Here is a 23,660-nt window from a genome sequence, read left to right as displayed (position 1 = left end):
ACAGCGTGGATGATCGCCCGCAGCAGCGAGCCAGACCGACGGACGACAACCAGTGGCGGGGCGCGGGTGATCGGATCGACACCCTGCTGGATGCCTGTTCGGCAGGCGGCCCGGTGGCGCGCGAGCGCGCCGAGCGTCTCGTGCGTGAGGTCGTCGACCTCTACGGCGCGGCATTCGGCCGGATCGTCGCCGTGCTGGACGACCGGATCGTCGAGGAGTTGACCCGCGACGATCTGGTCGCGAGCCTGCTATTGGTGCACGGCCTGCACCCGCACGACGTGCGAACGAGGGTAGCGACGGCGCTGGACAGCGTCCGCCCGTACCTCGGCTCGCACGGCGGCGATGTGACGCTCATCGATGTCGCCGACGGTATCGTGCGGCTCGAACTGTCCGGCAGCTGCCGCACGTGCCCGTCATCGTCGGTGACACTGGAACTGGCGGTGGAGGACGCGGTGCGTGCGGCCGCACCGGAAATCGAGGCCATCGAGGTGGTCGCCGCAGCGGCACAGCCGCAGGCGGGCGTAATACCGGCCGACGCGCTGTTCGCGCGGGTACACACCGCTGATCCGCCCGCGGGCAGCTGGATCTCGGTCCCGGAGCTCGCGGACTTGGCGGCAGGCGAGGTCGGCGGGTTCACGGTGGCCGATGTGCCGGTGCTGGCCTGCAGGGTCGGCGCGGACCTGTTCGTCTATCGCGACCGCTGCGCGGCCTGTGGGCGTTCGATGGCGGGGGCCGCGCTGCACCGCAGGATGGGAGCCCCGGCCGACTCGGCGGTGCTGCGCTGTCCGGGGTGCTTGGCTCATTTCGACGTGGTGCACGCCGGAATGCGGTTGGACGGCGAGGGGCATCTCGAGCCGCTGCCCGTGCTCGTACGCTCCGGTGAGATCTCGGTGGCGGTGCCCGCGGAGGTCCGCGGATGAACCAGGGCCTGCGCGCACTGCGTCGTATCGCGACCGATCCGCCCCCGCCCGCGGCGGCCGGAGAGCGGTGCGAAATGTGCGCCGAACCGGTCGGTGCACAGCACCGGCATGTGGTGGATATCGAAGGCAGGCAGCTGATGTGCGTATGCGTGGGCTGCTATCTGCTGTTCACCGATCAGCATGCCGCGCTGCGCTACCGGGCAGTGCCCGACCACTACGTCTCGTTCCCCGACTGCGCGATCGGTCAGGGCGAATGGGACGCCCTCGACATCCCGGTCGGCCTGGCGTTCTTCTTCGTCAATTCGGCACTCGAACGCACTGTCGCGTTCTATCCGGGACCGGCAGGGGCTACCGAATCCGAACTGCCGCTGCGGGATTGGCGGGCGATGCTGGATCGCCATCCCGAACTCGACCGGCTCGCACCGGATGTCGAGGCCCTGCTCATCCGGATGCCCGAACGCGGCGGTCCCGGTGCGGTCCTGCTGCTGCCGATCGATGCCTGCTACGAGTTCGTCGGACGGATGCGGATGCTGTGGCGCGGGTTCGACGGCGGCAAGGAGGCCAGGGACTACATCGCGGAATTCTTCACCACGATGTCGGCTCGGGCCCGGCCGGAGGTGGCGTGATGAGCCCGGCCTATTCGATGACCTTCGCGGTGCTCGAGGTGCGGCCGGAACCATACGCGGTCGCCCCGAATCTGTCGGCGCGCATCGGCATCGCCGCGCTGGCCGAGGAGCCGGTGCACGCGATCGCGCTGCGCGCCCAGGTGCGCATCGAACCCTTCCGGCGCGGCTACTCCGACGCCGAAGGCACGGGGCTGCTGGACCTTTTCGGCCCACGCGAACGCTGGCACGAAACACAGAAGTCGTTCACCTGGATGCACTGTGCCACCATGGTGCCCGGCTTCTCCGGCGGCGCCGAGGTGGAACTGCCGATGCCGTGCACCTACGACTTCGAGGTCACCGGATCGAAGTACCTGCATGCCCTGCGCGAGGGCACCGTACCCCTGATCTTCCTGTTCAGCGGCACCGTATTCATCAGAGGGGAAACGGGTTTCGCGGTTCAGCAGGTGCCGTGGGACCGCGAGGACAAATTCGACATGCCGGTCGCCGTATGGCGCGATCTCATGGACGCCCACTATCCGAACTCCGGCTGGGTGCGGTTGCGCCGGGAGAATGTCGAAGCGCTGGCCACCTACAAGTCTTCGCACGGGTTGCTCGGATTCGACGACGCTGTCGCGAAACTTCTCACCGAGGAGTCCGCGCCGTGAACGCCGCCATGACCCGTGCCCGCGCCGTCGCCGACGCCGTGCTGTACGAGGGATATCTGCTGTACCCCTACCGGTCGGACGCCCGAAAAAACCAGTCCCGCTGGCAGTTCGGTGTGCTCGGCCCACGCGATGCGGCCGCGGCCGGATTCGGTGAGGACGATTCACTGGCCGCCGAATGCCTCGTCCGCGCGTCCGGTGCCACGCGGATCACGCTCACCGCGCGGTTCCTGCAATTGCAGCGCCGAACGGTCGAACTGGACGGAACCGCGCGCGCCGAACTGATCGTCGACGGTCGCCGATGGGTCAGCTGGGACGAGGCCACCGAATGCGAAATACCCTGCGGTCCTTGGCCGTTGACGAATATGACGATGCCGATCGAAGTACCGGGCTGGCAGGCGGTCGAACCGATTCCAGGATCGACGGCGGGCGTGGTGGTACGCACCCGAGCACCGATCGAGGGCACACTCGAATTGACCGTCGCCCCCGAGGGCGACTATCGACGCATCGGAATACGGCTGCGCAACAGCGGCGGCGCGGCCACCAGCTCGGACGACGCCACCGTCCGCTCCATGCTCGGCGCCCACGTGATCGCCGAACTCGACGGCGGCGAGTTCGTCTCGCTTCTCGACCCCGAACCCGGCGCCGAGACGGCCGTCGAACACTGCACCCAGCACCGCTGTTTCCCGGTGTTGGCCGGGCCGCCGGGCCACAACGACGTAGTCCTGGTGTCGCCGATCATCCTCTACGACCATCCCGAGGTCGCCGAGCAGAGCGCGGGCCAGCTGTTCGACTCCACCGAGATCGACGAAATCCTCACCCTGCGGGTCATGACGCTCACCGACGACGAAAAGGAACGGGCCCGCGCCACCGATCCGAGAGCGGCCGAGATCATCGACCGCTGCGATCGCATGACGCCCGAGGCCATGCACGACCTGCACGGACTGTGGCGCGAGCCGACACCGCACCTGGTTCCCGAGGTGCCCGAGGGCATGAGCTGGTGGGATCCCGCGGCCGACGGTGCGGTGCGCCCGGAGTCCGACGCGGTCCCGATCGCCGGGGTGCTGGTGCGGCAGGGTAGCCGGGTTCGGTTGCGCCCGACGCGACGCGCCGACGCCCACGACCTGTTCTACGAGGGCAGGGCGGCGCGCGTCACCTCGGTGCACGCCGACGTCGACGGCGAAACGCACGTCGGGGTGGTCATCGAGGACGATCCGGCGGCCGATCTGCACGAATGGTACGGCCGCTACCTGTATTTCGCTCCCGATGAGCTCGAACCGATTGTCAACGGCGACGAGTGAAAGGAAGAGGGTCATGGAAGCAGTAGGTGTGGTCTCCACCGCCGTGGTGGCGGTCATCGTCGTGGTCGGCGCGTATCTCGGCATACGGTCGATCCCCGACCTCCGGCGTTATCTGAAGATTCGCCACATGTGAGATGAGCGCCCGCGTGCTCGTTGCCGGGATCGGCAATATCTTCCTCGGCGACGACGGATTCGGCCCCGAGGTGGTCAGTCGGCTGCCCACGACGTCGGAGCAGAACCAGCGGATCGTCGACTACGGCATCCGCGGGTTGCACTTGGCCTACGACCTGCTCGACGGGTGGGATGCGGTGGTGCTGGTGGACGCCCTGCCGAATACCGGTGCACCCGGTCGCGTGCAGATCCTGCGCGCCGAACCCGAGTCGGGGGCGACGACGGCCATGGACGCGCACGCGATGAATCCGGAGGCGGTCTTCGCCGCGGTGCGCGCGCTCGGCGGTGTGGTGCCGCCGACGGTCGTCGTCGGTTGCCAGGTCGACTCGGTGGCCGAGGGAATCGGCCTCAGCCCTGTCGTCGCCGCGGCCGTCGAACCTGCGGCAGCCGAGGTCACGCGCATCGCGGCGCAATTGCGCGCCGGACAGGAGGTGTGATCATGTGCCTTGGCATTCCGGGGCGGATCGTGGAGATTCCGGACGGCTACCACGGGCAGATCGCCGTGGTCGAGGTAACCGGTGAGAAGCGCCAGGTCAATATCGGTCTGCTCGACGAGGATCAGCCCGCCGCGCCGGGTGATTGGGTGATCATCCACATGGGATTCGTCGTCGAGAAGACAGACGCTGATGGCGCGGAGCGGGCGATGGCCGGGCTGCGCCTGCTCGGCAGTGGAGAACAGCCGTGAACGACGAGCGCGTTCGCCGCCGCCTGCTCGTGCGCGGCGTGGTGCAGGGCGTCGGATTCCGGCCGTTCGTCTACACCACGGCCGTCGAGCTGGCGCTGACCGGCCGTGTCGCCAACGATACGGACGGCGTCGTCATCGAGATCGAGGGCGCCGAGGCATCGGTGCGGGAGTTCATTCGCCGAGTGCACGACTCCCCGCCACCGCTGGCCGCCGTTGCCTCGGTCGAGCAGACCGCGGTCGATCTCCGCGGCGGTACCGGGTTCCTGATCGGCGACACCCGGCGCGACGGCGCCGGACGTACCCTGGTCTCGCCCGATGTGGCGATCTGCGCGGACTGCGCGCGCGAACTGCGTGACCCCGGCGACCGCCGCTACCGCCACCCCTTCGTCAACTGCACCAACTGCGGCCCGCGATTCACCATCATCGCCGGGCTGCCCTACGACCGCGAGCGCACGTCCATGGCCGATTTCGCCATGTGCCCGCACTGCGCCGGCGAATACGCCGACCCCGCCGATCGCAGGTTCCACGCCCAGCCCATCGCCTGCCCGGACTGCGGGCCCACCCTGTCCTACACCGGGCCCGACGATCCGGCGCGGCCACTCGCCGCGGCACGCGAATTGCTGTGCGCCGGAGGCATTCTCGCGGTCAAAGGTATCGGGGGATACCACCTCGCCTGCGACGCGGGCAACGACATCGCCGTGGCCGAATTGCGTCGCCGCAAGCGGCGCGGCAACAAGCCGTTCGCCGTCATGGTCGCCGACCTGGACGCCGCGGCGCGCATCGTGACCATCGATCCCACCGGTGCGGCCCTGCTGAGCGGTCCGCAGCGGCCGATCGTCCTGCTGCCGCGCGGCGAACGCCCCGTCGCCGACGCGGTCGCACCAGGCAACCCGGACCTCGGAGTGATGCTCGCCTACACCCCATTGCATCTGCTGTTGTTCGGTCTGCCCGGCGACCCGCCCGGCCCCGGCGTACTGGTGATGACTTCCGGCAATCTCGGCGGCGAACCGATCTGCTACGACGACGCCGACGCCCGCACCCGCCTGGCCGGGCTCGCCGACGCCTGGCTCGGCCACAACCGGCGCATTCTCGTCCCGTGCGACGACTCGGTGGTGCGTGTCGTGGACGGCGCCGAGCTGCCGGTGCGCCGCTCCCGCGGCTACGCGCCGCTCCCGCTGGCACTGCCCATCCCGGTTCCGCCGACCCTGGCGGTCGGCGCCGACCTGAAGAACACCTGCGCCGTCGCCGACGGACGGTATGCCTGGCTCAGTCAGCACATCGGCGACATGGACGATCTGGCCACCTTGCAGGCGTTCGACACGGCGCGCTCCCACCTGGAGGAACTCACTTGCGTGCACCCGACCCAGCTCGCTGCCGACGCCCACCCCGGCTACCGTTCCACCGCATGGGCCCGTGCGCACGCGGGCGACCGACCTGTGCATACCGTGCAACACCATCACGCGCATCTGGCCGCGGTGATGGGCGAGCACGGGATCGATGCGAACGAGACGGTCCTCGGCATCGCCTTCGACGGCACCGGGTACGGACCCGACGGCGCGATCTGGGGCGGCGAGGTGCTCGTCGCCGGTTACAAGGGCTACCGGCGCATGGCGCACCTGTCCTATGTGCCCTTGGCGGGCGGCGACCTCAGCGTCCGCAAGCCCTATCGGATGGCCCTTTCGCATCTTCGCGCGGCGGGCATCGAGTGGTCCCCCGGCATCGCCTCGGTCGACGCCTGCCCTGATGCCGAGCGGGCGGTGCTCGCGCACCAATTCGACACAGGTCTCGGCTGCGCGCCGACCTCGAGCATGGGCAGGCTGTTCGACGCGGTCGCCTCGCTGGCCGGGGTGCGGCACGTCGTCGACTATGAGGCGCAGGCAGCGATCGAACTCGAAGGTCTGGCCCGCGGGGCCCGCGGGACGGCGGGTCGATACCGGTTCGCTTGGCACGACGGCGATCCCGCCCGGATCGATCCTGCCCCGGTACTCGCCGAGGTCGTCGCCGACGCCGCAGGCGGCATACCGCCCACCGTCATCGGCGCCCGATTCCACGCCGCCGTCGCCGACCTCGTGCACGACACGGCACGGCGATTCGCCGCGCCCGAGTCGGTGATCGCGCTGTCGGGCGGTGTGTTCCAGAACGCGCTGTTGTTGTCGAGCTGTACCCGTCTGCTACGACGCGACGGATTCCGTGTCATCAGTCATCGCAGACTGCCACCGAACGACGGCGGGATCGCGTTCGGTCAGCTCCTGGTAGCCGGTGCGGTGTGAGTGAAGGAGACAAGCGATGTGTCTTGCGGTTCCCGGAAAGGTGCTCAGCGTCAACGAACGCGACGGCACGCTGATGTCGGAGGTCGACTTCGGCGGCGTGCACAAAGACGTGTGCCTGCAATACATCCCGGACGTGGCCGTCGGCGATTACGTCGTGGTGCACGTCGGGTTCGCGATCCAACGCCTGGATGAAGAATCCGCATTGCGGACGCTGGCCGAGTTCGAACATCTCGGCGTACTGAAGGAGGAGTTCGGCGACGGTTTCGCGCTCGCGGCGAAGCAGGCCGGTGTCGACAACCCCGAAGCCCCACAACCCGGGGCGAACGATTCCGACGCATCCGCGCCGGGCGCGACCGTCGACGACCTGGAGGCGAAGTCATGAAATACCTGGACGAATTCAGCAATCCCGAGCTGGCGCGGCACCTGCTCGACCGTATCCAGGCCACCACCAGCAAGCGCTGGTCGATCATGGAAGTGTGTGGCGGACAGACACATTCGATCATCCGCCACGGCATCGACCAGCTGTTGCCGGATCAGATCGAGATGATCCACGGGCCCGGTTGTCCGGTGTGCGTCACCCCGCTCGAGGTGATCGACAAGGCATTGGAGATCGCCGCACGGCCGGGGGTGATCTTCTGCTCCTTCGGCGACATGCTGCGGGTACCCGGCAGTCACAAGGATCTGTTCCGGGTCAAGAGCGAGGGCGGCGACGTGCGGGTGGTCTACTCGCCACTGGATGCGCTGGAACTGGCCAAGAACAACCCGGATCGGCAGGTGGTGTTCTTCGGCATCGGATTCGAGACCACCGCGCCCGCCAACGCGATGACGGTGTACCAGGCCCAACGGCTCGGCATCGAGAATTTCTCACTGCTGGTCTCGCACGTGCTCGTACCGCCTGCCATCGCGGCGATCATGGAGTCGCCCAGCTGCCGGGTCCAGGGATTCCTCGCCGCCGGGCACGTCTGCACGGTGATGGGCACCGGCGAATATCCGCCGCTGGCCGAGAAATACAAGGTTCCGATGGTGGTCACCGGATTCGAACCGCTGGACATCCTCGAAGGCATCCGGCGCACCGTGCTCCAGCTCGAGGAGGGACGCCACGAGGTCGAAAACGCCTATCCCCGCGCGGTAGCCGCGGCCGGGAATCCAGCGGCCAAGGCGATGCTCGAGGACGTCTTCGAGGTCACCGACCGGGCGTGGCGCGGCATCGGCGTGATCCCCCGAAGCGGCTGGCGGCTGTCACCGCGCTACCGCGACTACGACGCCGAACAGCGTTTCTCCGTCGGGGATCTGCACACCGCCGAGTCCTCGGTGTGTCGGTCCGGTGAAGTGCTCCAAGGCTTGATCAAACCTCACGAATGCGCCGCATTCGGCAAGGAATGCACCCCGCGAAACCCGTTGGGTGCCACGATGGTTTCCTCCGAAGGCGCCTGTGCCGCGTACTACCTGTACCGGCGTCTCGATCTTCCCGCGGAGGTTGCCCATGCCTGACACCAACGGCAGTGGGGCGGCCGCATCGCCCCCGCTCGACATCGATGGTTGGGTCTGCCCCATGCCGCTGCGCGACGCACCCAATATCGTGATGGGACACGGCGGCGGTGGTGCGATGTCGGGCGAACTGATCGAGCACCTGTTCCTCCCAGCATTCGGCGCGGCCGCCGACACCGAGCTCGGCGATTCGGCGGTGCTCCAGCTCGGCGATATGCGACTGGCGTTCTCCACCGATTCGTTCGTGGTCAAGCCGCTGGTGTTCCCGGGCGGCTCGATCGGTGACCTCGCCGTGAACGGCACCGTGAACGATCTGGCGATGTCCGGCGCCCGGCCGATGGCGCTCTCGACCGCGTTCATCCTCGAAGAGGGCACCGCGCTGGCCGAGATCGCCCGCATCGCCGAAGCCGTCGGCACCGCCGCGCTCGCGGCCGAGGTCCGGCTGGTCACCGGCGACACCAAGGTCGTCGACGCCGGGCACGGCGATGGCATCTTCATAAACACCGCGGGCATCGGACTGGTTCCAGCAGGCGTGGACATCCGGCCCCAGCGAGCACGGCCCGGCGATATGGTGCTGGTCAGCGGCGAGATCGGGCTGCACGGTATCGCGGTACTGAGCTGCCGGGAAGGACTCGAGTTCGGCACGACACTGTGCAGCGATACCGCGCCACTGCACGGATTGGTCGCGGCCATGCTCGCCACCGGCGCCGATGTGCACGTGCTGCGCGATCCCACACGCGGCGGCATGGGCGCCTCCCTCAACGAGATCGCCCGTGCCGCGAGCGTCGGCGTAGAACTCGACGAACGGGCGATACCGGTGCCCGTCGGGGTGCGCGACGCCTGCGGGTTACTCGGTCTCGACCCGCTGTATGTCGCCAATGAAGGCAAACTCGTCGCGTTCGTATCCCCCGCCGATGCCGACCGCGTCCTCGACGCCATGCACGCGCATCCGCTCGGCGCCCACGCGGCAATCGTGGGTCACTGCGTTGCCGAGCACCCGGGGATGGTGGTGGCCCGCACCGCTCTCGGCGGCACCCGTGTCGTCGACCTGCCCGCAGGAGAGCAGCTACCGCGAATCTGTTGAACACGGCGGCGGCTCCGCCGGACGAGTGGGAAAGTGGGACCGTGGCGATGCCGACAATCACCACGAAGCTGCGAGATGCCTGGGCCGGATGCGACGGCGGACAGCGTCGCGGCATCCTCGGCATGGCAGCGACAATCGTCATACTGCACATCGTGGGGTGGGGGACGCTGCTGTTGCTGGTCGTGCCCGACGAGCACCAGGTGGACGGCGCGATATTCGGCGTCGGGCTCGGCGTCACCGCCTACACGCTGGGCATGCGACACGCCTTCGACGCCGACCATATCGCGGCGATCGACAACACCACCCGAAAGCTGGTGGCGGACAAGCAGAAACCGATCACGGTCGGCTTCTGGTTCTCCTTGGGGCACTCCACCATCGTCTTCGTGCTCGTCGGGCTGCTGGCCTTCGGGGTTACCGCGCTGGCGCGGAACCTGGAAGACGAGGACTCGCGATTGCAGCGGTGGACCGGGGTGTTCGGCACATCGGTCTCGGGCACCTTCCTGATCCTCATCGGACTGCTGAACCTGGCCGCACTGATCGGGATCTGGCAGGTCTTACGCGCTATGCGACGCGGCGGCTACAGCGAGGAGCAACTCGAGCGCGCCCTGGACTCGCGCGGCGTGCTCAACCGGGTCTTGGCGCCGGTCATGCGCGCGGTGCGCAAGCCGTGGCAGATGTATCCGGTGGGGCTGTTGTTCGGCCTCGGTTTCGACACCGTCACCGAAGTGGGTCTGCTGGTGATCGCAGGCGGCGCGGCCGCCACCGGGCTGCCCTGGTACGCGATTCTCGTTCTGCCCGTGCTGTTCTCAGCGGGCATGTCGCTGTTCGACGCGCTGGATGGCTCGTTCATGAACTACGCCTACGGCTGGGCCTTCACCGGACCGATCCGCAAGATCTACTACAACCTGGTGGTCACCGGGCTCTCGGTCGCGGTGGCCCTGCTGATCGGTGTCCAGGAGCTCATCTCCATCCTCACCGAGAAACTCGATGTCACCAGCGGGGTGCTCGCCTGGATCGGGGGCCTCGATCTGGCCACGATGGGTTTCATCATCGTCGGCCTCTTCGCGTCCACCTGGGCAGGCGCACTCGCGATCTGGCATTACGGCGACATCGAAAGCCGCTGGAGCGCAACGCTATCGGAGGAACCGACCTGATGGACGGTGTCGAGATGTTCGCGCGCTACGCGTACGCGCCCAACCACCTCGGATACTGCGGGCCAGAGCACACCTCGGCACTACGTGACCGCGATGGCGAACGCGTGCGGGTGCTGGCGCGCGGCTTCTCCGGCGCATGGCCGTACCTGCGGGCCATGTCGCGTCTGACCGGCGTCACCGATCCGCTCGACGAGCGACTGGTGGCCTCCTATTGGCTGGGTGGGGGCATCGGCGCCGAACTCGACGGTCCCGAATTCCTGGCCGAGTTGCTCCGACTCATCGCCCCGATCGCGACTGTGTACTGGTCCCATCTGGGACCTGCCCTCGCTCCGGAGGCGGCCGCGAACCACAGCTTCCACGTCTTCGGTGTCTACCCCTGGACCAGGCTGCTGCCCGCTACCGGCGGCGACCAGCCCTTGGAAATCCTCGACAACTGCCGCATCACCACCGCGACGGTACTGGATCGCCACCGCGACGACCTCACCGTCGGGACCCGCCGATTGCGCTGGGACGGCACACACTTATCACTGTCGGAGACGACGCGGCGCACCATCCCGGTGTGGACCGACGGCTACGCTGCGCTCCCGGACGCGGCGCCGGGGGACGATATCGCGCTGCACTGGGGACAACCGTGCGGGCGGTTGACGGCCGAGCAAGTCGACGACCTCACCAACAGCACGGAACGGCAACTGCGCGTGACGAATCGACGTTTGGCGGCCCGTCGACCGTGAACTTCGCCGACTTCACTCCGACGCGGTTGGCGGGGTGGCGGTGATGATCTCGAGTACCGCTGCGACCACCGGGCCGTCGGGGTCGCAGAGGCGCGGCAGCGATCTGCGATCCACCAATAGAGATCCGAGAGTGAGGTCTACCAGTTCGGCACCGACCTCCGCGGCGGATCTGCGCCCTTCCGGCTCGAACCACGTCCACGCCCACTGCGCGGCACCGAAGATGAGCAGGCTCCGGATGCTGGTATCGACAGTGCGGAACTCACCCGACGCAATGCCCGCATCGACCACGCTGTGCAGGATTCCGATGTAATCCCTGCGCAGCTTGCGCCCCTCGGAATCTTCAGCCTCCTGCGCGAGCCGCGCGACCTCACGCTGGAAGGCGACGGTCCGATTCCGATCGTGTACCTGATAGAGCATGGCCGCATGCAGCAGCCCGGACAACTGCTCGGTCGGCGTGGCGAACTTCGACACAATCCGCTCGGCCTCGTCGATCCGACGCCGCATGTAGGAAACATGCAGAGCTTCCAACAACCGCGCCTTCGTCCCGTAGTGATGCACGATCAGGCCCTGAGAGATACCCAACTCGCTTGCGACACCACTGAAGCTGGTTCCGTCGTAGCCCTTCTCGGCGACATGGCGCGTGAAAATATCGAGAATCGCGCCCGACTTGCCCGGTCCCGTTGCACGCCCACCCACTGATCCCACCCCTCCTCGGCCAAATTTCCGGAGACTTTAGCACCCACTGACTGCTCGACCAGTCGTTGACTGAGTGCGCAGTCAGTATTAGCATTATGCGCCGAGACGCAGCGCCGCACTCGCCGCATCAACCATTGACCTCGAAATAGTCGAGCAACAACCTATGATTCAGCACGCCCATCCCACTGAGGCCGTCATCGAACGACGAGCCTCCGAACAGTTCCCATGACCAGCTTCTGCGACAGCGCCGCCGGCATCTCGACGCGCATCGCCCGAGGCGGCGACCACTACGTGGGCATCTGCCGCAGATGGTGGTCAGCAGCGCCGTGAGCACTCGCTGCCGGAAGGACGGGTGATCACCCTTGGACACGGGTATAGCGGTGCCTGAGGACAGCGCGATCGATGCGGCATCGGTGCTGTCGCCGGATCAACTGTTGGCCGCGATCGCGGGGCGTCTCACCGAGCCGTTACCGATGATCGCGTGGGCGAGAGAACTCGGCGATCTGCACGCTGCCCTGATTTCGACGGTTTTGAATCCGCAACGGCGTGCACCCGATGTCACCGAGACGGCCCTCCACGCGGAAATCGCGAAGGTCATCGACAAGATCAACTCCTGGGCGGCGTCCTACGTCCGGCACAGCCGGTGCGCCCGCCGCCACACCCACACCTTCGGTGAGGTGATCAGTCATGTCGCGAAGACCTACGCCGAGGCGTGGTGGACGGTGCTGCACGCCGACTGCGAGGAGCTTCGGCACTCGGCATGGGTCCATCTCAGCGAGGTCCGTGACGGCTACGAGCACCTCATCAGCGATATCCGGACAGGCCGCGTCCAACTCCCACTGGGCTGGCGCGGCATCCGACACACCCTACAAACCGACAGCGCCGATGTGAACGACCCGGGCAAGCAGTAGCAGGCGGCCGAACATCGCCGCGGCATGCCGGCATTGCCGCAGCGTGCCGAACTTCATCGACCTGGCGCAGTCCTGCTTCCTCGTGACCGAGGAGCACGTGCTGCTCGGCTAGCGGGCGTCATGACACACCGGTAATGTCTTGCGGCACTTCAGCTTCGGCGTCGTGGCCGAATCGGCGTTCGAGTTCGACACCCTCGATGTCGAGGTCGGGGACGTAGCGCGCGAACCAGCGCGGGTGGTACCACATGCGGTTTCCGATGATGGCCATGACCGCGGGCACCAGCGTCAGCCGGACGATGAAGGCATCGAGCAGGACACCGACCGCCAGGGTGAACGCCAAGGGTTTGACGATCGGATTGTCGGTGGTGGTGAAGGCGACGAATACCGCGAACATGATCAGCGCCGCGGCGGTGACGACGCGCGCGGAGTGCGCGACGCCGTTCTGCACCGAACTGATCGCCTCGCCGGTGCGCGTGTACTCCTCCTTGATCCGGGATACGACGAAGATCTGATAGTCACTGGACAGGCCGAAGATGATGGCCAGCGTGATGATCGGCAGGAAGCTCAGCGTCTGCGCCTTGGTCACATCGAAAAGGCTTGCACCCCAACCCCATTGGAATACCGCAACCTGTGCGCCGAGGGCGGCGAAGACCGACAGGATGAACCCGACGATCGACGACAGCGGGACGAGAATCGTGCGGAACGCGATCGTGAGCAATACCAGCGCCAGACCCACGACGACCGCGAGGAAGATGGGCAGCGCCTTGGCCAACTGGTTCGAGGTGTCGATGTTCGCTGCTGTCGTGCCACCGACGAGATACTTTGCGCTGGTGCCACTTTCGATGCTGTCGCGATCGTCACGCAGCCGGTGCACCAGATCGGTGGTCGCGGTGTCGTTGGGACCGGTCTTCGGGATGACCTGGACCAGCAGCAACCCGTTGTCCGAACCGGCGGGCTGGACGGCGGCGACGTCGGACACCTGCCGTAGTCGGCCCATCAGTGTTTGCGCGGCGTCCGGGCTGGTAGCGGCCGACAGGTCGGTGACAACCAGCAGGGGTCCGTTGAAACCGGGGCCGAACGACCCACTGACGATGTTGTACGCCTTCCGCGCGGTGCTCGATTCCGATTGCGTTTCACCGCTGGGCAATCCGAGGTCCATGCGCGTGGCCGGGATGGCCAGTGCGGCGAGAATGGCGATACCGAGAATCAGCATGGGGATCCGGAATCGGGTGACGAATCGGCCCCACGCGTGCCCGAATGTGCGTTCGGGCTCGTAGGCGGCGATGCGCGCGACCTCCTCCGCCTTTCCCGGATGCAGCGGCGGCGAGATGAACTTGGCGACCATATCGCCGGCAAAGCCGAGTAGCGCGGGCAGCAGTGTCAGTGCGACCAGCATGGCGACCAGCACCGCCCCCGCCGCCGTCAGCCCCATGACGGTGAGGAAGGGAATGCCCGCGACCACCAGGCCGCACAGTGCGATGATCACGGTTACCGCCGCGAACACCACCGAGCTGCCCGCAGTTCCGACCGCCAGCGGAATCGACTCGGCGGCAGCCATTCCCAGCACGATCTGGTGCCGATGCCGCGACAGGATGAACAGCGCGTAATCGATCCCGCAGGACAGACCGAGCATCAGCGCCAGCGACGTCGCCGCCGAGGCCACGTCGACGAAGGCGGCCACGCCGAGAATCCCGGTAAGCCCGATACCCACACCCACCAACGCCGTAATGATGGGCAGTCCGGCGGCGACCACCGCACCGAAGGTGATCAGCAGGATAATGAATGCCGCGACGATGCCGAGAATCTCCGGGGTATGCGGGATCTCGGCCGTGAAGCCCGGATACACCGCACCGGAGAATTCCACCGTGAGACCGGCATCGCGAGCCGAGTCGGCGATGCGATCCACCTCGTTGAGGGTCTCCTCGCCGACCTCACCCGCCGACACCGAGAACTGCACACTACCCAGTGCCACGCGCTGATCAGGCGACACCGCCTGCGCCTGGAACGGATCGACGACCGCCGCGACCTGCGGCAGTCCCTTCAACCCCGCCATCGCCTTTTCGATCTCGGCGGTCACCTGCTGGTCGGTCACCTTGGCCAGGCCGGGGGTTTCGAAAACAACCTGCATCTGCGCGCCACTGAATGCCGGCATCCGCTGCTGTAGCAATGACACGGCATCCTGCGACTCGGTGCCGGGGACGGTGAAGTTGTCGTTGGTCTTGCCACCGGCGCCGACGGCGAAACCGATCGCGCCGACCAGCCCCACGATCCACAGGGCCAGCACCCACCAGCGACGACGCGCTACGACCTGGCCGAGGGCGAACAGATACCGGGACATACGAGTCCTCTCACCGAGCCACCGATTGACACATCAGCAAAGCGATCACGCACAACGCCGGTACGATAACACAACAACTGACGATTTCCTCATAAACGCAGCAATGGTCAGCAACTCCAGGTCGACCTGGGGGCTGTCCGACGTGCCACCCGAACTGCGTTGCGCGTGCACCGCCCAGAACCCGCGTCCGAGCAGGTCATGGTGGCCTTTCGGGTGACACGGCGGGCGGCGGCGTCTTCAATCGAACGATCTTGACGTGTAGCCTTGTCAGTCGGATCAATGCAATTCGAATAGGGCCTCGCGGCCCCGCAACCGGGTGTGCGCCGTATGCGATCACTCGGCCGGGGGAACATCGGATCCGTCACTACGGAGACCTCATGAGTTCACCGAATCGATTCGACGAAGTTCAAACTCGTGTAGCAGATCTCGCTCCCGTGTTCCGCAAACCGCTGGACTCGCCGTACGAGATCTCGAACGAATTGTTCACCGCACTCCGACACGTCCTGCACGACGTGGGCGGACAGCCGGATGTGCCGGTCGAGTACCGCGAAAAAGATGAAGAACCGTGGGAGATGAACACCTACGTCACCTGCGAATGCCTCGGCTGGCGTGGCGTGTGGAATTCCGAGGAGCGCCGACGAGCCGAGAACGACCTCGGCGCGACGCTGTACTTCGGCCTCCCCTATTACGCGCGCTGGGCGACCGTCGCGGCGAAGGTTTTGATCAACAAGGGTTTGATCACCCCGGACGAACTGTCCGCGAAATTGGACGAGGTACGCGCACGGCTGGAGGCGCGGCAATGACCAGGAAATACGAAATCGGCGATCGCGTCCGGGTTCGAGACGCAACGTCGATGTTCCACACTCGCACCCAGGCCTACACCCGTGGTCGAACGGGTGTGGTCGTCGAATACCGGCCCGAATGGGTAATTCCGGAAGACGAGGCGTGGGGACGTGAGGACGGTCGCTTCGAACCGTTCTACGTCGTGCGATTCCGCCAGACAGATCTTTGGCCCAAATACACCGGCTTCGACGTCGACACCCTGGAGACGGAGGTCTCCGAGCGCTGGCTCGAGCCCGCAGAGGAGGATGCCAAGTGAGTCAGACCCACGATCACGGGGCGCACGCGCCGATCCAGACGAGCTCGCAGATCAGCGAGTTCGAGATCCTGGAGACCGCGGTTCGCGAGCTCGCCATCGAGAAGGGCCTCTTTTCGCAAGAAGACCACCGACGGTTCTCCGAATGGGCGGAATCTGTCGGTCCGCACGGCGGATCGAGACTGGTCGCGAAGGCGTGGACGGATCCCGAGTTCAAGGCGCGCCTGCTCGCCGACGGCACCGAGACCTGCAAGGAGATCGGCATCGACTGGCGCGACCCGACCGGATCCGGAACGCCGAGCGACTACACCTACTTCTACGTGCTGGAGAACACGCCCGAGGTCCACAACGTGATCGTCTGCACGCTGTGTTCGTGCTACCCGCGGCCGGTTCTCGGTATGTCGCCGGACTGGTATCGCACCCCCAATTACCGTCGGCGCCTGGTGCGTTGGCCCCGTGAGGTACTCGCCGAATTCGGCCTGCACATTCCGCCCGAGGTCGAGGTCCGGGTGCACGATTCGAACCAGAAGTCCCGGTTCATGGTGATGCCGATGCGCCCGGCGGGCACCGAGGGCTGGACGGAGGAACAGCTGGCGGCCATCGTCACCCGGGACACGATGATCGGCGTGGCCGTGCCGCAGGTCGATTGGACCGCGCAGGCGCCGCCGGACCAGGTCGAGGCCGCCTCGGGAAGGAGCGGTCGGTGACAAGCAGCCCTTACGACGTTCTCCTGCGCACCCTGGAACCAGAGTCGCGGCGGGAGAACGCGCTGCCCGAACTCGACCGCAAGCCCGACCCCTGGGAGTCGAGCATGCAGGCGACGTGCGAATGCCTGTCCTGGCGCGGCGCATTGGACAACTTGGAGCGGCGCCATGCCGAGGATGCGCTCGGTGAGACGATTTACCACGACTTTCCCGTACACACCCGATCGGTCGTCGTGACGGCCCACACGCTGATGGATCGTGGATTGATCGTCCCGGACGAGTTGCACGCGCGAATGAACGCGGTCCGGGAGCGGTTCAACCGGGAGTAGCTCCCCACCCGACCGGTTTTCAGCCCTCGGGGTAGAACACGAACAGTGTGCAGCCGGTGATCGACTGCGGGATGTGTGACGATCCGGCCGGAGCGTGGATGAACGATCCGGCCGGGTAGTCGCGGAACCCATCGTTGAACGTGCCGGATACTACGAAAACCTCCTCCGGTCCGGGCTCGTGCAGATCGATGCCGTCCCATACGGTGTCCGGATCCATTTCCAGCACATACGCTTTCGCGCCGTTGGCCCCACTCCACAGCGCCCGCGCGCGAATGCCCGGAAACAGCTCTCGCACAGGCGAATCCGCGACGGTCGTCCACTCGTATCCGGGGAACTCGGTGATCTCCATACCGCTACAACTGCTGATTTCCCCCGCACTATTCCGCTGGGCGGACCACCCGCGCGCCTTTCCGCTGCCCAGCAAGATCTCGCCCAGCACACCGTTCGGTTTGGCCGATTTTGCCGGAGCGATCGAACCCGAGCCATTCTGTGCTGATCGCCTCGAGTCACCGCGTAACTACGCAGCAACCGTGTTTCGATGGGTGGGAACATATGCAGGACAAGGTGATTGCGCCGAAGTGTGCCAACAGCTCTACATTTCCGCGGGCACGGTCAACACCCACCTCGCACGCATCCGCGACAAGTACCATGCCGCCGGCCGACCGGCGGCGACCAAGGCCGCATTGCTGGCGCGCGCACTGCAGGACGGCCATATCGGCCTGAACGAGCTCTGAGCAGCGGATTACCCCTCCGAATCGGTCGCGATCTCGTGCGGGTGCGGCCGCGAGCCGGAACTGGTTGCCGCGCGCGGATAGCTAGAGCGGATACGCCTGCAGCCCCTTGGCGGCTCCGCACTCCTCCCCCGCGGTGGTGAACGCGGTCAGTGCTCGCACCAGCCCCTGCCGCTGCGCGGCGGGCATGGTCTGTACGACGCGGGCGATTTCGGCGCGACGGCGCGCGGTCACCTCGGCGACGACGTGGCGCCCGTGCTCGGTGAGATCGACGATCTGCTCGCGACGGGACTGCGGATTGGGTTGCCGGGTAAGCAATTCCGCGGATACGAGTCGCTCGACCATCCTGGTCGCGGTCGAAGGCTGCACATCCAGTTGCTGCGCCAAGGTGGCCAGATTGCTCGGACCTTGCGTCGCGAGGATCACCAGAGTACGGAACTGCGGCAGCGTGATCGTGTCGTCGACGTGCGCGATCGAGCGGGCCGAGATGGCCATGAGCAGGCGGGACGCGGTCAGCAATGCGTCGGTGACCTCGTCGACCGAGTCCGATGGTGTCGAGCGGGCTGACGTCGCCATCATCCTCCTCCGTCGGTGCGACGTTAGGACCTTACCCGCTAGCACAATCTCGAAGGGGCTTCCGGTGGTCACAGCGGCTGAGCAGGGCCGGGAAACACAACAACAGCGCCTTGCCGGATTCGTCGACGAACCGCTCGGCACAGCTCTCTACTCGACCGACACCACGGCGCGTGGACTCAGCGGCCGCGGCACGAACGATACCTGCTCCGGTCCGATTCCGATTTCGACCGAAAAACCTTGCGTACCAACATAATCGAGCCGCTAGGCGTCGTCTCCTATACCGATACCCATGCGCTGGAAAGCCAGGTCGACAAATTCCTCGGACTGCTCTGGATATTCATCGCCGTGATGCTCATCCTGGGCGCGACGCGAGCCGGCTCGGGCAACGCATCGACGTCGCCCGAGTGGTCCGCGAGCGGGCACGGTAACCTGCGAGGCCGATGTTTCGATCCGTTTCCTACCAGGCAGTCACGGGTAATCAACCGAACACATTTGCGATTCGACTTCGAACCCGCTGGGCTGGAGCGGTTTTCGTCGACAGCACAATCGAACCGATGATCGGTTCACCAGGGACAGCGAAGAAGATGGGCACCTCAGATGGCTGATTTCGCCGAGCGGTTGAACAAGCTGTTCGAAACCGTGCATCCCCCGGGCCGCCGCTCGCATACCAACGCGGAAGTCGCGGACGCGTTGACGAACTCCGGGCACCCGATCTCGAAACCCTATCTGTCCCAGTTGCGATCGGGACAGCGCACCAACCCGTCCAACGAGACTATGGCCGCTCTCGCCAAGTTCTTCAAGGTCAAACCGGACTACTTCTTCAACGACGTCTACGCCGCCAAAATCGACCACGATCTGGAACTGCTGTCTCAGCTCCAGGGCTACCACCTGCGGCGACTATCGAGCCGGGCCTTCGACCTTTCCGAGGAGTCGCAGAATCTGCTGGCCACCATGGCGGAGAAGCTACGGGCGAGCGAAGGATTACCGGCTGCGCCGCCGGACGCCGACGACTCAGGACCCGACCAGGCATAACGCCGTGCCCGGTGATTGCCTCGATGGAAAGTCCGCGAAGGCGCGGGCGACGAGACTCGATCTCAGATACCAGGCGTCGGTGGCGTTTTCGGGATCGAGTCCGGTCAATTCGGTGATTCTGATGAGGCGGCGGCGCACGGCGCTGGTCGAGACGCCGAGTCGGCGGGCGGTCGGCGCACGTTTGCCTTGCGCGGCGAAGTAGGTGCGCAGGGTGTCGAGGAGTCCGGGCTCGGCCCGCAGTGGATCGAGGATCGCGCGCAGGTGCTGGTAGCCGGGACCCGGCTGAATCAGTTGGTACTCATGTGCCAGATCTTCGAACCGGTGCAATCCGGGTCCGCGATCCAGGCGCAGGGCGAGGTCGAGCAGTTTGTGGACGCGGTCGGCGGCGGGGGGAATCCGGCGGCGCGGCGACGCCGTGAATGTCGCGGTCATCGGTGCGGCAGCGGCGCGCGTCAGCCGAGCGATCAGGTCGTCCAGCCGTTCTTCGACATCGGCCGCGAATTCCGTTGGGATCAGGATGGTTCCGCCATCGACGCTGAGTATCGAGAGCGCCCGGCATTCACGAATGGTCGCCAGCTCGGCTTGGACGCGCCGCAGCTTGCGGCGCGCGACCACCCGGGAATCGAGTCGACGATCGTTCTCGTCGGGATGCGGCCCCAGCGCGACCGCGACCACGAAATAGGACGGCGAAAGTTCGGTGCCGCATCGGTGCGCCATCGTCGGATCCGCTTTTCCGGCCAGCAGCGCCGATACCAGCGTCTGCGCGGCAACTCTGCGATCACCGGTCATCGCCCGCACCTCGCCGACGTACCCGCGCAGTACCGCGGTCGAAAGCGCCTGTGTCGCTTGGATGAGCCGGGCGCCGTCGGTGAACAACCCCTGCCGAACCGAGCGCGGCCTATCGGATGCGACGAGTTCGAAACCGGCTTTGATGCCGGCGTGCATGACGTGCTGGATCAGCGCGATCGGCAACTCCCGATCCGCCATTCTGGCCGCGATGGCCTCGAGCCGGGTGACGGTTCGCTCCGGTACCGGCCGGCCCGTACGAATCGCGGCGGTGACCCCTTCCAGGCCACAGCGTGCGATCGTGATCAGGTCGCTCTGGACGGCGCCATCGAGCCCTTCGACCGGTACGCTTTCGAGACGGTTCACGATCTTGCGCGATAATGCCGCGAAATTCTGCTCGATCGAATCATTCGTGACCGTCATGGCATTTCCCCGTTCGACTGCAGCGTCGGTCGGTCACGCTACGACAGATTTTCGGTACGAGCTGGATCAGGTCGCCCCGCGTGCCTTCAGGGGTGTCCAACGGGCCGAGTGCCCCGGTGTCCGCGGAAACATAGATGGCGGTGCCGCGCAGCCGATCGGCGTGCAAGTCCGCCACATCGGTTTCGTCGTACCAACTGCCGCCGACACCGCCATTGGCCCCGTTGAGCAGGTACAGCGTGGGTGCGGGCGCGTCCCGGGCGCGCAACACCTGCGCTCGGAAGACGGTGTTCATCGCGGCCGAATACACCATTGCGACACACAACAAGCGGACTGGAGCAGGCCCGGTGCTGTCGATGGAACCGATCACGAATGCTCCTGAGCGATGCGAAGTTGCTACCAGGTGAAAAGCAAGTGTTCGACTGCGGCGGAGGCGATTTCGTCGGTGATCGGTGCCGGGGGCAGCGCCGACATAGCGGGGCGGTCGGCCAGGGAGACCGTGCTCGTTGTGCGTCGCCAAGTCGCGCCGTCGGGGCGGTATTGGATCAACCCGCGGCCCGAGTCGCGAATGCCGAACCGGTCGAGCATGGTTGCGACGATCTGGCGGCTCATGGCGGCCAACTCGTGGGTGGGCCGGTTGCGGTGGATCCGGGTGCCGAGGTCCACCTGGCCGATCGCCGGTGCACCGTGGCGCTGCCAGGTATCGATGAGGATGCCGATCTCGACGCCGTAGCCGGGCGCGAACGGGATGCTGGTCAACAGGTCTCGCGTCGCCGCGTATTCCCCGCCGAGCGGCTGCAGCACCTCCGCGAGTTCGGGGGCCAGCGCGGCGAGCAATGGACGCGCCACCAGTTGGGTGACGCGCCCGCCTGCGTCGGCGTCGCCGAATGGATCGGTGGCCAGTGGCCGCCGATAGAAGCCCTTGACCAGCTTCAGTTGCTCGTCGAATAGCAGCGGCGCCACCAAGGCCGGTACGAATCGGGGGTCCGGCGCCACTAGGTCGGAGTCGTGGAAAACGATGACATCACCGTTTGCCACCGCCAGCGAGCGCCATAGCACCTCGCCTTTGCCCGGGCGTGGCGACAGTCCCTCGAGGGCCTGCTCGCGGGTGTAGACAGCGGTCGCACCGGCCGCTCGGGCTCGCACCATGGTGTCGTCGGTCGAGCCCGAGTCGATGACGATCAGTTCGTCGACGAGCGTGCCGACGAGCTCGCGGATCGAGGCGATCACATCGGTGATGGTGTCCTGCTCGTTGAGCGCCGGGATGACGACGGACACGATGCGCTCGCCTTTCCGATCGACAAGCTCTGGCAGCGACCAGGTTCGCTGGAACCAGGCAATGCCGGTGCTCGTATATGTCATCTGGTGATTCCCTTTCCTCGAAGACCGCGGGGATGTCAGATACCCGGGTCGAGCACATCCGAAAATGTATGTCGCAAAATCGGTTCCGCTGTTTCAGTCATGACAAGACGCCGACCCGCACGGCATAGTCACCGTCCGCGACCACCGCGGTAATAACCGCGGTCAGCGCCTTCGCATACCGGTCGATCGACGCGTGCGCCTGCGGGGTATCCGGAAACATCAGGCTCAGCGTGGTCACCTCGTTGAACCGGTTTATCCAGAGGTAGACCTCGGTCGCACTGGCCCGATTGCCGTACAGACCGCCGTTGATCCGATCGAACATTTCCGCGCCCGCCATCCTGCGGACGTCGACATACGACAGCATCGGGGCCGCCCAGCCCGGCTTCGTCCGGATGCCCAGATCCGGTGTGACCAGCTCGAGCACTCGGTGCGGCGAAATATCGGTCAGCTCCTTGGCCCGCTCGGTTGCGTCCTGGACCGAAGCGACGAGGGAGGTGAAGGTGTCATCCGGCCGGATCACCGCGGTGACCGGAATGAGGTTGGTGTACCAGCCCACCGAGGTCGCCTCGCCGGGTGTGGCGCGAGTGTTGGCCGGGGTGAGTCCGAAATACCGATCCCGACCGGTCAATTCGAGCTCCGTCATGGCGAGCACGGTGAACAGACCGCCGATGAATCGGCCGCCGTGGTCCTGGCAGACCTGCTCGAATCGCAATGCTTCGGCCTCGCTCATCAACGGCAGCGTCACCTGCGCACCCCGGATATGGCCACCGTCGGTCAGTCCGAGATCCAGTGGAAACGACGGCATATCACCGTCATTGAGGTGCAGCAGCTCGACCCACTGCCGGATCTGCGGTGATGCGAGCGTGAGTTGTTCGTTGAGCCCGCGTTCGCGCGCACAGTAGGCGAGGTGACCGTCGACGGGCGCGGAAGGCACTCGGCCGCCGGACAATTCGTTGCCGTACAGCGTCAGCAGATCCACACACGACAGCGCCTGCGCAACCCCGTCGGTATGCAGATGATCCACTGCGGCGTATACCGTAGACGAATCACCGTGATCGATCACGCCGAAGCTGAAGCAATCCCATTCGAACGGACCCGGGGTTTCGGCCTGTACCCGCTCGCGAATCGCGTCGCTGTCGGTGAATTCACCGTGGTCGGTAGCGACGAATTCGATATCCTCCGGCCGCGCCACATGCCGCACGATCCGGCCATCTGCGGTAAACGAAAACCAGCTCCAAAACGTGTCGTGCCGGCGCAGGAATGCGTTGCATGCGCGGGTCAGCGCATCGCGGACCGGAGCACCCGGAATATCGAAGGCAATCATGCACAGTCGCGAAGCTCGAACGCCCGCATCGGCGTTGCGATACGCGGTCCGCAGATACGCCTCCTGCTGGTAAGAGGGACCTGTCGCATGTATCGGGGCGGTCCGCACCCCCGCACGCGAGCTCGGCGACGCGGTCCATGTGGTGAGCCGACCGCCCTCGGGATGCCATTCATCGAAGAAACCGAAATTGACCAACGGATGCCCTCAATTCGTTAATCCAGGAGAATCTCAGTCAACGGCACGTATTGCCGGTCGACCATGGCCGCACCCGAACTTTGTGATGT

The 23,660-nt window shown here is 66.1% G+C and carries 28 protein-coding genes; 20 read left to right on the top strand and 8 right to left on the bottom strand.

The window, feature by feature from the left end; genetic code table 11:
- Positions 1-5 precede the first annotated feature (5 nt).
- From ON44_RS38670 to ON44_RS38615, 13 genes are read left to right on the top strand one after another with little or no spacing between them, the layout of a single operon-like run.
- Positions 6-920 carry a NifU family protein gene (locus ON44_RS38670; protein ID WP_051182988.1) on the top strand — a complete coding sequence of 305 codons (915 nt, stop codon included), beginning with the start codon at positions 6-8 and terminating at the stop codon, positions 918-920.
- On the top strand, positions 917-1,546 hold the full coding sequence (locus tag ON44_RS38665) for a DUF5947 family protein (protein WP_040699678.1): 630 nt from the start codon (positions 917-919) through the stop codon (positions 1,544-1,546). Before ON44_RS38670 ends, ON44_RS38665 begins: the two co-directional genes overlap by 4 nt.
- Positions 1,546-2,190: a DUF6084 family protein gene (locus tag ON44_RS38660; RefSeq protein WP_040699677.1), complete on the top strand. Its 645-nt coding sequence runs from the start codon at positions 1,546-1,548 to the stop codon at positions 2,188-2,190. Before ON44_RS38665 ends, ON44_RS38660 begins: the two co-directional genes overlap by 1 nt.
- Positions 2,187-3,488, top strand: a complete 1,302-nt coding sequence (locus tag ON44_RS38655) for a hypothetical protein (RefSeq protein WP_373283280.1) — start codon at positions 2,187-2,189, stop codon at positions 3,486-3,488. The genes ON44_RS38660 and ON44_RS38655 overlap by 4 nt, the downstream gene beginning before the upstream one ends.
- A gap of 13 nt (positions 3,489-3,501) precedes the next feature.
- Positions 3,502-3,621 carry a DUF6893 family small protein gene (locus ON44_RS54275; RefSeq protein WP_085998701.1) on the top strand — a complete coding sequence of 40 codons (120 nt, stop codon included), beginning with the start codon at positions 3,502-3,504 and terminating at the stop codon, positions 3,619-3,621.
- A gap of 1 nt (position 3,622) precedes the next feature.
- Positions 3,623-4,096 carry a hydrogenase maturation protease gene (locus ON44_RS38650; protein ID WP_040699676.1) on the top strand — a complete coding sequence of 158 codons (474 nt, stop codon included), beginning with the start codon at positions 3,623-3,625 and terminating at the stop codon, positions 4,094-4,096.
- A gap of 2 nt (positions 4,097-4,098) precedes the next feature.
- Positions 4,099-4,344 (top strand): HypC/HybG/HupF family hydrogenase formation chaperone, encoded by a 246-nt coding sequence (locus ON44_RS38645; protein ID WP_040699674.1) that lies wholly within the window; start codon positions 4,099-4,101, stop codon positions 4,342-4,344.
- On the top strand, positions 4,341-6,614 hold the full coding sequence (hypF, locus tag ON44_RS38640) for a carbamoyltransferase HypF (protein WP_040699673.1): 2,274 nt from the start codon (positions 4,341-4,343) through the stop codon (positions 6,612-6,614). Before ON44_RS38645 ends, hypF begins: the two co-directional genes overlap by 4 nt.
- 16 nt (positions 6,615-6,630) lie before the next feature.
- The gene (locus tag ON44_RS38635) at positions 6,631-6,996 is read left to right on the top strand and encodes a HypC/HybG/HupF family hydrogenase formation chaperone (RefSeq protein ID WP_083898410.1); all 366 of its coding nucleotides are present in this window, start codon (positions 6,631-6,633) and stop codon (positions 6,994-6,996) included.
- On the top strand, positions 6,993-8,105 hold the full coding sequence (gene hypD / locus ON44_RS38630) for a hydrogenase formation protein HypD (RefSeq protein WP_040699672.1): 1,113 nt from the start codon (positions 6,993-6,995) through the stop codon (positions 8,103-8,105). Before ON44_RS38635 ends, hypD begins: the two co-directional genes overlap by 4 nt.
- Positions 8,098-9,186 (top strand): hydrogenase expression/formation protein HypE, encoded by a 1,089-nt coding sequence (gene hypE, locus ON44_RS38625; RefSeq protein ID WP_040699671.1) that lies wholly within the window; start codon positions 8,098-8,100, stop codon positions 9,184-9,186. The genes hypD and hypE overlap by 8 nt, the downstream gene beginning before the upstream one ends.
- A 47-nt stretch (positions 9,187-9,233) precedes the next feature.
- The gene (gene nicT, locus ON44_RS38620; protein WP_218007742.1) at positions 9,234-10,340 is read left to right on the top strand and encodes a Nickel transporter NicT; all 1,107 of its coding nucleotides are present in this window, start codon (positions 9,234-9,236) and stop codon (positions 10,338-10,340) included.
- Positions 10,340-11,071, top strand: coding sequence for a DUF6390 family protein (locus tag ON44_RS38615; RefSeq protein ID WP_040699669.1), 732 nt, complete (start codon positions 10,340-10,342; stop codon positions 11,069-11,071). The genes nicT and ON44_RS38615 overlap by 1 nt, the downstream gene beginning before the upstream one ends.
- A 12-nt stretch (positions 11,072-11,083) precedes the next feature.
- On the opposite strand, the gene ON44_RS38610 is transcribed toward ON44_RS38615, so the two are convergent.
- Positions 11,084-11,767: a TetR/AcrR family transcriptional regulator gene (locus ON44_RS38610; RefSeq protein WP_040699667.1), complete on the bottom strand. Its 684-nt coding sequence runs from the start codon at positions 11,765-11,767 to the stop codon at positions 11,084-11,086.
- Between the two features lie 380 nt (positions 11,768-12,147).
- Here ON44_RS38610 and ON44_RS38605 point away from each other — a divergent pair, with 380 nt between their 5' ends.
- Positions 12,148-12,678, top strand: coding sequence for a hypothetical protein (locus tag ON44_RS38605; RefSeq protein WP_157187519.1), 531 nt, complete (start codon positions 12,148-12,150; stop codon positions 12,676-12,678).
- A gap of 118 nt (positions 12,679-12,796) precedes the next feature.
- On the opposite strand, the gene ON44_RS38600 is transcribed toward ON44_RS38605, so the two are convergent.
- Positions 12,797-15,016 carry an MMPL family transporter gene (locus ON44_RS38600; RefSeq protein WP_051182987.1) on the bottom strand — a complete coding sequence of 740 codons (2,220 nt, stop codon included), beginning with the start codon at positions 15,014-15,016 and terminating at the stop codon, positions 12,797-12,799.
- A gap of 377 nt (positions 15,017-15,393) precedes the next feature.
- On the opposite strand from ON44_RS38600, the gene ON44_RS54270 reads away from it, so the two are divergent.
- The 4 genes from ON44_RS54270 to ON44_RS38580 are packed head-to-tail and all read left to right on the top strand — an operon-like array spanning position 15,394 to position 17,145.
- A complete protein-coding gene (locus ON44_RS54270) occupies positions 15,394-15,819 on the top strand; it encodes an SH3-like domain-containing protein (protein WP_040699665.1) in 426 nt (141 codons plus the stop codon).
- Positions 15,816-16,115 (top strand): SH3-like domain-containing protein, encoded by a 300-nt coding sequence (locus ON44_RS54265; RefSeq protein ID WP_040699664.1) that lies wholly within the window; start codon positions 15,816-15,818, stop codon positions 16,113-16,115. The genes ON44_RS54270 and ON44_RS54265 overlap by 4 nt, the downstream gene beginning before the upstream one ends.
- Positions 16,112-16,819, top strand: a complete 708-nt coding sequence (gene scnC / locus ON44_RS38585; RefSeq protein WP_040699663.1) for a thiocyanate hydrolase subunit gamma — start codon at positions 16,112-16,114, stop codon at positions 16,817-16,819. Before ON44_RS54265 ends, scnC begins: the two co-directional genes overlap by 4 nt.
- Positions 16,816-17,145 (top strand): SH3-like domain-containing protein, encoded by a 330-nt coding sequence (locus ON44_RS38580; RefSeq protein ID WP_040699662.1) that lies wholly within the window; start codon positions 16,816-16,818, stop codon positions 17,143-17,145. The genes scnC and ON44_RS38580 overlap by 4 nt, the downstream gene beginning before the upstream one ends.
- Before the next feature lie 19 nt (positions 17,146-17,164).
- Here ON44_RS38580 and ON44_RS38575 read toward each other — a convergent pair whose 3' ends face one another.
- The gene (locus ON44_RS38575) at positions 17,165-17,494 is read right to left on the bottom strand and encodes a cupin domain-containing protein (protein WP_040699661.1); all 330 of its coding nucleotides are present in this window, start codon (positions 17,492-17,494) and stop codon (positions 17,165-17,167) included.
- Positions 17,495-17,723: 229 nt separating this feature from the next.
- Here ON44_RS38575 and ON44_RS38570 point away from each other — a divergent pair, with 229 nt between their 5' ends.
- Positions 17,724-17,879 (top strand): helix-turn-helix domain-containing protein, encoded by a 156-nt coding sequence (locus ON44_RS38570; protein ID WP_373283278.1) that lies wholly within the window; start codon positions 17,724-17,726, stop codon positions 17,877-17,879.
- 81 nt (positions 17,880-17,960) lie between these two features.
- Here the strand turns inward: ON44_RS38570 and ON44_RS38565 are convergent, their stop codons facing one another.
- Positions 17,961-18,455: a MarR family winged helix-turn-helix transcriptional regulator gene (locus tag ON44_RS38565; RefSeq protein WP_373283277.1), complete on the bottom strand. Its 495-nt coding sequence runs from the start codon at positions 18,453-18,455 to the stop codon at positions 17,961-17,963.
- A 594-nt stretch (positions 18,456-19,049) separates the two neighbouring features.
- Between ON44_RS38565 and ON44_RS38555 the strand changes: the two genes are divergently transcribed.
- On the top strand, positions 19,050-19,484 hold the full coding sequence (locus tag ON44_RS38555; protein WP_040699658.1) for a helix-turn-helix domain-containing protein: 435 nt from the start codon (positions 19,050-19,052) through the stop codon (positions 19,482-19,484).
- Here ON44_RS38555 and ON44_RS38550 read toward each other — a convergent pair.
- The 4 genes from ON44_RS38550 to ON44_RS38535 form a co-directional block, all read right to left on the bottom strand.
- Positions 19,464-20,693 carry a PucR family transcriptional regulator gene (locus ON44_RS38550; RefSeq protein WP_051182983.1) on the bottom strand — a complete coding sequence of 410 codons (1,230 nt, stop codon included), beginning with the start codon at positions 20,691-20,693 and terminating at the stop codon, positions 19,464-19,466. The two genes, ON44_RS38555 and ON44_RS38550, sit on opposite strands and share 21 nt — an antisense overlap.
- Positions 20,677-21,060, bottom strand: coding sequence for an alpha/beta hydrolase (locus ON44_RS53850; RefSeq protein WP_040699657.1), 384 nt, complete (start codon positions 21,058-21,060; stop codon positions 20,677-20,679). Before ON44_RS53850 ends, ON44_RS38550 begins: the two co-directional genes overlap by 17 nt.
- A 26-nt stretch (positions 21,061-21,086) precedes the next feature.
- Positions 21,087-22,052 (bottom strand): glucosyl-3-phosphoglycerate synthase, encoded by a 966-nt coding sequence (locus tag ON44_RS38540; RefSeq protein ID WP_051182980.1) that lies wholly within the window; start codon positions 22,050-22,052, stop codon positions 21,087-21,089.
- A gap of 97 nt (positions 22,053-22,149) precedes the next feature.
- Positions 22,150-23,571 carry a condensation domain-containing protein gene (locus ON44_RS38535; RefSeq protein ID WP_040699656.1) on the bottom strand — a complete coding sequence of 474 codons (1,422 nt, stop codon included), beginning with the start codon at positions 23,569-23,571 and terminating at the stop codon, positions 22,150-22,152.
- Positions 23,572-23,660: the final 89 nt, after the last annotated feature.

The sequence above is a fragment of the Nocardia vinacea NBRC 16497 genome (genome assembly GCF_000308835.1).
In the GTDB taxonomy this organism is placed as follows: domain Bacteria; phylum Actinomycetota; class Actinomycetes; order Mycobacteriales; family Mycobacteriaceae; genus Nocardia; species Nocardia vinacea.
The sequence above is the reverse complement of the archived record's forward strand: the minus strand, read 5'-3'. Positions and strand labels throughout refer to the sequence as shown.

Bases quoted from the DNA above. Each gene is read 5' to 3' on its own strand.
- hypE (WP_040699671.1), top strand. From the start codon at position 8,098: ATGCCTGACACCAACGGCAGTGGGGCGGCCGCATCGCCCCCGCTCGAC.
- ON44_RS54275 (WP_085998701.1), top strand. From the start codon at position 3,502: ATGGAAGCAGTAGGTGTGGTCTCCACCGCCGTGGTGGCGGTCATCGTC.
- ON44_RS38565 (WP_373283277.1), bottom strand. From the start codon at position 18,455: ATGATGGCGACGTCAGCCCGCTCGACACCATCGGACTCGGTCGACGAG.
- ON44_RS38665 (WP_040699678.1), top strand. From the start codon at position 917: ATGAACCAGGGCCTGCGCGCACTGCGTCGTATCGCGACCGATCCGCCC.
- ON44_RS38645 (WP_040699674.1), top strand. From the start codon at position 4,099: ATGTGCCTTGGCATTCCGGGGCGGATCGTGGAGATTCCGGACGGCTAC.
- hypD (WP_040699672.1), top strand. From the start codon at position 6,993: ATGAAATACCTGGACGAATTCAGCAATCCCGAGCTGGCGCGGCACCTG.
- ON44_RS38650 (WP_040699676.1), top strand. From the start codon at position 3,623: ATGAGCGCCCGCGTGCTCGTTGCCGGGATCGGCAATATCTTCCTCGGC.
- nicT (WP_218007742.1), top strand. From the start codon at position 9,234: ATGCCGACAATCACCACGAAGCTGCGAGATGCCTGGGCCGGATGCGAC.
- ON44_RS38615 (WP_040699669.1), top strand. From the start codon at position 10,340: ATGGACGGTGTCGAGATGTTCGCGCGCTACGCGTACGCGCCCAACCAC.
- ON44_RS54265 (WP_040699664.1), top strand. From the start codon at position 15,816: ATGACCAGGAAATACGAAATCGGCGATCGCGTCCGGGTTCGAGACGCA.
- ON44_RS38600 (WP_051182987.1), bottom strand. From the start codon at position 15,016: ATGTCCCGGTATCTGTTCGCCCTCGGCCAGGTCGTAGCGCGTCGTCGC.
- ON44_RS38575 (WP_040699661.1), bottom strand. From the start codon at position 17,494: ATGGAGATCACCGAGTTCCCCGGATACGAGTGGACGACCGTCGCGGAT.
- ON44_RS54270 (WP_040699665.1), top strand. From the start codon at position 15,394: ATGAGTTCACCGAATCGATTCGACGAAGTTCAAACTCGTGTAGCAGAT.
- ON44_RS38540 (WP_051182980.1), bottom strand. From the start codon at position 22,052: ATGACATATACGAGCACCGGCATTGCCTGGTTCCAGCGAACCTGGTCG.
- ON44_RS38550 (WP_051182983.1), bottom strand. From the start codon at position 20,693: ATGACGGTCACGAATGATTCGATCGAGCAGAATTTCGCGGCATTATCG.
- ON44_RS38555 (WP_040699658.1), top strand. From the start codon at position 19,050: ATGGCTGATTTCGCCGAGCGGTTGAACAAGCTGTTCGAAACCGTGCAT.
- ON44_RS38635 (WP_083898410.1), top strand. From the start codon at position 6,631: ATGTGTCTTGCGGTTCCCGGAAAGGTGCTCAGCGTCAACGAACGCGAC.
- ON44_RS38660 (WP_040699677.1), top strand. From the start codon at position 1,546: ATGAGCCCGGCCTATTCGATGACCTTCGCGGTGCTCGAGGTGCGGCCG.